Origin of the sequence: Prauserella shujinwangii (assembly GCF_003001955.1) — a bacterium.
Lineage (GTDB): Bacteria > Actinomycetota > Actinomycetes > Mycobacteriales > Pseudonocardiaceae > Qaidamihabitans > Qaidamihabitans shujinwangii.
Map to the genome: position 1 here is coordinate 289527 of NZ_PVNH01000011.1, position 7030 is coordinate 296556.

A 7030-nucleotide genomic window follows, 5' to 3' on the forward strand; every position below is an offset into this window, starting at 1 on the left:
TGGGCGCGCGTAGCGGGCCGGTCACTCCACAGCGGAGTGCACCCGGCTGCGGCGGATCAGCAGCAGCGCGGCGGCGAGCGACGCGATCGCCGACGCCAGCAGCACGGCCGCCTTGGCCAGCTCGGCCTGCTCCCCGGACAGCGCGAGGTCGGCGATGAGCAGGCTGACCGTGAAGCCGACGGCGCCGAGCATGGCCAGTGCGCCGATGTCGAGCCAGCCCGTGCCGGTCGGCTTGCGGGCGATGCCCAGCCGCACCGCGAGGGCGCTCGCCCCGAGGATGCCCACCACCTTGCCCGCGAGCAGGCCGACCAGCACGGCCAGCGGGATCGGGCTGGTGAACACCGCGCCCAGCGCGTCGGCGTTGAGCTCGACGCCCGCCGCGAACAACGCGAACACCGGAACCGCCACCGCGGCCGACCACGGCTGCAGCCGGTGCTCGAGCCGGAGGGCGGGCGACTCGTGCTCGCCCGGGTCCGTGTGCACGCGGGTGAGCAGACCGAGTGCGACCCCGGCGATCGTCGCGTGGATACCCGCCGAGTGCACGGCGACCCAGACCACGATCGCGAGCGGCACGTAGATCCACCAGGCCCGCACCCGCTTGCGTTGCAGGTACGCGTACAGCCCGAGGGCCACCGCCGCGATCGCCGCGGCGAGCATGTTGAAGCTCGCGGTGAACAGGACCGCGATGACGACGATCGCGCCGAGGTCGTCGACGACGGCGAGCGAGAGCAGGAAGATCCTGGCCGAGGTGGGCAGGCTCGACCCGGTCAGCGCGAGCACGCCGAGGGCGAAGGCGATGTCGGTGGCCACCGGAATGGCCCACGCCTGCTCGATGCCCGGCTCGCCCCAGCCGACGCCGAGCGCGATCAGTGCCGGGACGACCATGCCGCCGACGGCCGCGACGATCGGCAGCGCCGCCGCCCGCACGTTGGACAGCTCCCCGACCACGAGCTCGCGCTTGAGTTCGAGGCCCACGACGAAGAAGAACAGCGCGAGCAGGCCGTCCTTCGCCCAGTCCCCGACGGACAGGTGCAGGTGGAGGAGCTCGGGGCCGAACTCGAAGTCACGGACGGCGCGGTAGCTGTCCCCGAGCGGGGAGTTCGCCCAGATCAGTGCCACGGCGGTGGCCGCGAGCAGGATCATGCCGCCGGTGGTCTCCGTGCGGAGGAAACGGGCGAACTCGGCGACGGACTGGTTGGGTCGGCGTGGGGTGCTCACGGGCGGCTCCAGGGGTCGGTCGACGGACACCGCCGACCAGACTTCCCGGCACACCTGCGGCCGACCCTAACGGCACGTGACGTTCCGGCGCGCGAGGACGTGGTCAGTACCACCCGCCCAGGTCAGTTACCGACTGCTAACTCGGCTACTGTGTTGACGTTTGACGTCGCGGCACGATCGTGAAGGACTGTTGACATTGGACACCTCCACCGAGGTCACCAGGGACACCCGGTTCTTCGGGCACCCACGAGGGCTCGCGAACCTGTTCGGTGTCGAGATGTGGGAGCGGTTCTCGTTCTACGGGATGCTCGGCATCCTGCCGATCTACCTCTACTACTCCGCGGCCGACGGCGGGCTGGGCATGGCGAAGGCCACCGCCGTCAGCATCGTCGGCGCGTACGGCGGGCTCGTCTACCTGTCGACGATCCTCGGCGCCTGGATCGCGGACCGGTTGCTGGGTCCCGAGCGCACGCTGTTCTACAGCGCCGTGCTGATCATGGTGGGCCACGTCAGCCTGGCGGTGCTGCCCGGCACCGCGGGCATCGCGGTGGGGCTGACCTGTGTCGCACTCGGCAGCGGCGGGCTGAAGGCCAACGCGACCGCGGTCGTCGGCACGCTCTACGCCGAACGCGACGAGCGGCGCGACTCCGGGTTCACGCTGTTCTACATGGGCATCAACCTCGGCGCGTTCGCCGGGCCGCTGCTCACCGGCCTCGCCCAGTCGGAGATCGGGTTCCACCTCGGCTTCGGCCTCGCGGCCATCGGCATGGCCCTGGGCCTGGTGCAGTACACGCTCGGGCGGCGCAACCTGGGGGAGACCGCGAGTGAGGTGCCCAACCCGCTCCCGGCGAGCCGGCGGGCCACGGCAACGGGTGTGGCGCTCGCGGGCCTCGCCGCCGTCGCGGTGCTCCTGCTGACCGGCGTGGTCACCGCCGCGAACCTCTCCGACGTCACCGTGTGGATCGTCGGCATCGCCGCGATCTGCTACTTCGCGGTGATCCTGTCCAGCCGGAAGATCACCGCGGTGGAGCGAAGGCGGGTGCTGTCGTTCCTCCCGATGTTCGTCGCCAGCGCCGCGTTCTTCGCGCTCTACCAGCAGCAGTTCACGGTCGTGACGGTGTACTCGGACACGCGGCTCGACCGCGACCTCTTCGGCTGGGAGATGCCGGTGTCCTGGGTCAACTCGATCAACCCGGTGTTCATCATCCTGCTGGCGCCGGTCCTCGCGGCGCTCTGGGTGCGGCTGGGCGACCGGCAACCGTCGACGCCGATCAAGTTCGCACTGGGCACCGCCACCATGGGTGGCGCGTTCCTGCTGTTCCTGCCCATGGCGGGCGGTTCGGGCAACTCCAGCCCGTTGCTGGCGATGATCGGCATCCTGCTCGTGTTCACCGTGGCCGAGCTGCTGCTGTCGCCGGTGGGGCTCTCACTGTCCACGAAGCTGGCGCCGGAACGGTTCCGCACGCAGATGGTCGCCCTGAACTTCCTGTCGATCGCGCTGGGCACGGCGCTGTCCGGCTCGCTCGCCGGGTACTACGACGCCGACAACGAGGCTCCCTACTTCGGGGTGATCGGCGGCGTGGCCATCGCGATCGGCGTGCTGCTCGCGGTCGCCTCCCCGGTCATCCGGAGGCTGATGAGCGGCGTGCGCTGACGGCTCATCCCATCGCCACGCCGAACAGCGTGCCGACGAGGTAGGTCACCGCCATCGTCAGCGTTCCGACGCCGACGTTGCGCACGACCGCCCTGCTGGCCAGCGCGTTGCCGAGCCTGGCGCTCACCCAGCCGGTGAGCGCCAGGCCGGCGACCACTCCCGCGGCACACGCCCACACCCGTGCGGACACCGGTGGCAGGACGATCGCCAGCAGGGGCAGCAGGGCGCCTGCCGTGAACGCGGCCATGGACGCCCAGGCCGCCTGCCACGGGCTGGTCAGGTGGCCCGGGTCGATCCCGAGCTCGGCCTCGGCGTGTGCCCGCAGGGCGTCCTTCGCGGTCAGCTCCTTCGCCACCCGGGTGGCCAGCTCGGGGGAAAGCCCCTTCCGCTCGTAGATGTGCGCGAGCTCACGTTCCTCTTCCTCGGGCATCGTCCGCAGCTCGTACCGTTCCAGGCGGAGCATCGCCCGCTCGGTGTCGCGCTGGGTGCTCACCGAGACGTACTCGCCGCCCGCCATCGACAGCGCGCCCGCGACCAGCCCGGCGACGCCCGCCACCAGGATCGCCGTGCGGTCCGTGGTCGCCCCGGCGACACCGACGACGAGCCCGGCCACCGACACGATGCCGTCGTTCGCGCCGAGCACCCCGGCCCGTAGCCAGTTGAGCCTGCCGCCGAAGTCCTCGTGGTGCCGCTCGCCCTGGTGCCCGCGCGGGGCGGGATCATCGCTCACCCCGATATTCTGCAGGCATGCGCGAGCGAGAGCACGGATACGCCGTGACGGTCACGTGGACGGGTAACACGGGGACCGGTACGTCCGGTTACGCGGCGTTCAGCCGGGACCACGACGTGTCGGCCCCGGGCAAGCCGGTACTCGCCGGATCGTCCGACCCGGCGTTCCGGGGCGACCCGGCGCGGTGGAACCCGGAGGAGCTGCTCGTGGCGTCGCTCTCGGAGTGCCACATGCTCTGGTACCTCGCGCTGTGCGCGCAGGCCGGGGTGGTCGTCACCGACTACGTCGACGAGGCGGGCGGGACGATGGTCGAGCAGCCGGGCGGAGCGGGCCAGTTCACCGAGGTCGTCCTGCGGCCCAGGGTGACCGTCGCCGAGGAGGCCATGCTGGCGAAGGCGGAGGAGCTGCACGGGCCCGCGCACGAGAAGTGCTTCATCGCCCGCTCGGTGAACTTCCCGGTGCGGCACGAGCCCCGCATCTCCGTGGCCGGCTGAGCGGGGCCGGACGGGCCTGCCCCGCTCAGCCGCGAGGTCAGCTCTCCAGTTCGGCGAGGGCCTGCTTGGCCTGCTGCAGCTCGGCTTCGAGCTGGGCGACCCTGGCCTGCTGCTGTTCGCGAGCGGCGTTGATCACCTCGTCGATCGGGCCGGACAGCTCGTCATGCAGTTCCTTGGCGGCGCGGGAAACCGCGGCAGCCGGGATGGACAGTCCACGCGCGACCCACTTGCTGCCGTGCTTGAGCTCGGCCTGCCACTCGCCGTCGGCCGTGCCGGTGACGGTGAGGGTGAGTTCCACCGAGCGGGTCTTGCGGGCGCCGGACCCTTTCGGCCTGCCCCGCTGCGGCTTGGCCGGTTCGGCCTGCTGGTCGTCGGTGCCGGAAGCGGACGGGGTCCCGGCGTCCTCGGCGCCGGACGGCGCGGAGGCGGATTCGGGCATGTCGGACGTGTCTGACGGGCCGCCGGGAGTCGTCTCTTCCCGTTCCTGAGTCGCGGAGTCCACGGTCATCGTCGGTGTCGTCTCCTTGCCGGGGTCGATGGTGGTAGGGAACACAGGATAGAACAGGCGTTCGATCCAGGGTTGCCCGGCCCGACGTTACCGCTGTCACGGAGTGTGCGCAGGGGCTGGTTCGAGAAGGTCATTTTCTGCGCTGTTGAATGCTCTGAGTATCGTTTCCGGTTCACCATACCGCTGGTACGAGCGTTACATCGATCCACCCGAAAGAGTGAAATGGAAATGCACGGGTGAGATAGCGCTCCGTAGTTTTCGCAGATGGCGGTTTCGCGGTGGTCCGGACGCTGGCCGGCTCAGTTGATCCGCGGTGCCCTTGTGCGTTACCAACGATCGGCCTTCGTCGTTCCACAGGAGACTCTTGTGCCCAGGCCGGTCCGGTGGTGACCGTCCTTTGTCGGCCGCTGTGCCCCCGCTGACCGGGGTGCCGGGCAACGTGAGACCGGTGTGCACGACGGAAAAGGCCCTCTGCTTTAATACCGACCTCGCTGCAATGCGACCTACGGCCAGGGACTGTGATTAATGGAAAGACGTGAGATGCCTCGAGAGTGTGCGGTCGGCGGTTCCGGCCGTCGTGACGGTTTCCGTTCCGCTCGTCGCCGGTTCGCCGCCGCCGCCGTGGCGGCGCTGGCGCTGCTGTTGCCGGCGTGCGGCGGTGGCGACGAGGGCGGCACCGCGAACCCGGACGCCGCGGCCGGCCAGGAGCAGAACGGCAATCTCCCCGAGGCCACCACGTACGCGAAGCTGGTGAACGCACCGAAGGACCCGGCTCCACAGGAGGCCACCGAGGGCGAGGTGCTTCACCCCAAGCGTGAGCTCGTGGTGCACGACGCGGTGGACGGCGAACCGATCGCCAAGCTGCCGGTCAAGCAGATCTCGTCGCCGACGTGGGTCCCGGTCATCGCCCGCGACGGTGACTGGGCGCAGATCCTGCTCCCGACGCGACCGAACGGCGCGACGGGCTGGATCAACACGGCCGGTGACGTGGTGGAGTCGGCCAACAACGACTACCTCGTGCACGTCGACCTCGCCAACTACAGCCTGGAGATCCTCAAGGGCGGCGAGCGGGTCGGCGAGTGGACGATCGGCATCGGCAAGCCCGAGCATCCCACCCCCAAGGGGCGTGCCTTCATCATCGCCTCGATCAAGGAGACCGTGAACGACTACAGTCCGATCGTTCTCCCGCTGAGCAGCCACTCGGACTCGCACGAGACGTTCGGTGGCGGGCCCGGCACGGTGGGGATCCACACCTGGCCCGACAACAGCTTCGTCGGCAAGGCGAACAGTGACGGCTGCATCAGGGTCACCAAGGACGCCTTGGACCAGCTGGTCAAGCTGCCGCTGGGCACGATCGTCAACATCGCGTGATCGGGGCTTTCCCGGCCCCCGCGTCACCCTCCGTAGAACTGTCCACTCGACTGAAAGGTGAACCCTTGTCCAAGAAGAGAGCTGCCCTCGGCGCCGGTGCGCTGTCCGCGCTCCTCGCCGGTGGCATCGCGCTCGCCCCGATGGCTTCCGCCGAGGCGCAGGACTCCGCGTACGCGATCGCCGCGGACGGCATCGTGAGCATCCCGAAGACACCGCTGGTCACCGGCTCCGGCGACGAGTCTCTCGTCGCGGCCGACCTGCCGCCGGGGGCGGACCCCGCCATCCACGCGGGGGTGTTCAACGCCGAGGTGTCCCAGGGCTACGCGAAGGCGAGCACCGCCGAGGCCCGCATCGGCCTGCCGGGCGCTCCGGTCATCGAGGCCGAGCTGATCGTGGCCGAGTGCGACGACCTGCAGGGCTCCACGTCGCTGGCGAACCTGCGGATCGGCAAGCAGGAAATCAAGCTCGACCAGATCCCGGAGAACCAGGCGGTGGTTCCCGAGCCGCTGCAGGGCATCGCGAGCATCACGCTGAACAAGCAGGTCGAGAAGGATGGCGCGCTCACGGTGACCGCGCTCTCGGTCGACGTGCTGAAGAGCACGCAGACGCTCGACATCTCCTCGGCCACGTGCACGAAGAAGGAAGGCGGGCCGACCGAGCCGTCTGAGCCGACCGAGCCCTCCAAGCCGACCGAGCCGAGCAAGCCGACCGAGCCCAGCAAGCCGGGCGACGACGGCGGTGACGACGACGGTGACCTGCCCGGCGACAAGCCGGACGAGGACGGCAACGCCCCGGTGCCGACACCGCAGCCCGGTCACCTCGACGTGACCGGCTGACGACCGGAGCACGCTCCAGAACGACGACTGTGGCCTCCATCCCGGACGGGGTGGAGGCCACAGTCGTCTGTCCCGTCAGTGGCAGGCGTCGTTCTCCCAACGCCTGCCACTCACGAGACGCGGTTCAGTCTTCGGTTCCTTTGTGGAGTTCGGTGGTGATGTGGTCCATGACGGTGGTGTCGGCGAGGGTGGTGACGTCGCCGATTTGGCGGTTTTCGG

Annotated in this window: 7 protein-coding genes; 4 read left to right on the plus strand and 3 right to left on the minus strand. The window is 69.9% G+C overall.

Features of this window, described 5'->3' with window-relative positions; translation table 11 throughout:
* Window positions 1-21: 21 nt before the first annotated feature.
* Complete coding sequence (gene nhaA, locus B0I33_RS25580; protein WP_106181458.1) at window positions 22-1218, minus strand: Na+/H+ antiporter NhaA; 1197 nt, start codon at window positions 1216-1218, stop codon at window positions 22-24.
* Window positions 1219-1414: 196 nt separating this feature from the next.
* Between nhaA and B0I33_RS25585 the strand changes: the two genes are divergently transcribed.
* Window positions 1415-2872 carry a peptide MFS transporter gene (locus B0I33_RS25585; RefSeq protein ID WP_106181418.1) on the plus strand — a complete coding sequence of 486 codons (1458 nt, stop codon included), beginning with the start codon at window positions 1415-1417 and terminating at the stop codon, window positions 2870-2872.
* Between the two features lie 4 nt (window positions 2873-2876).
* Here the strand turns inward: B0I33_RS25585 and B0I33_RS25590 are convergent, their stop codons facing one another.
* On the minus strand, window positions 2877-3602 hold the full coding sequence (locus B0I33_RS25590; protein ID WP_106181419.1) for a VIT1/CCC1 transporter family protein: 726 nt from the start codon (window positions 3600-3602) through the stop codon (window positions 2877-2879).
* 17 nt (window positions 3603-3619) lie between these two features.
* Here B0I33_RS25590 and B0I33_RS25595 point away from each other — a divergent pair, with 17 nt between their 5' ends.
* Window positions 3620-4096, plus strand: a complete 477-nt coding sequence (locus tag B0I33_RS25595; protein WP_106181420.1) for an OsmC family protein — start codon at window positions 3620-3622, stop codon at window positions 4094-4096.
* A gap of 37 nt (window positions 4097-4133) precedes the next feature.
* Here B0I33_RS25595 and B0I33_RS25600 read toward each other — a convergent pair whose 3' ends face one another.
* Window positions 4134-4604, minus strand: a complete 471-nt coding sequence (locus B0I33_RS25600) for a DUF6319 family protein (RefSeq protein WP_106181421.1) — start codon at window positions 4602-4604, stop codon at window positions 4134-4136.
* Between the two features lie 540 nt (window positions 4605-5144).
* Here B0I33_RS25600 and B0I33_RS25605 point away from each other — a divergent pair.
* Entirely contained in the window at window positions 5145-5975 is an 831-nt protein-coding gene (locus tag B0I33_RS25605) for a L,D-transpeptidase family protein (RefSeq protein ID WP_106181422.1), read from the plus strand.
* 65 nt (window positions 5976-6040) lie between these two features.
* A complete protein-coding gene (locus B0I33_RS25610) occupies window positions 6041-6811 on the plus strand; it encodes a choice-of-anchor P family protein (RefSeq protein ID WP_106181423.1) in 771 nt (256 codons plus the stop codon).
* Window positions 6812-7030 lie beyond the last annotated feature (219 nt).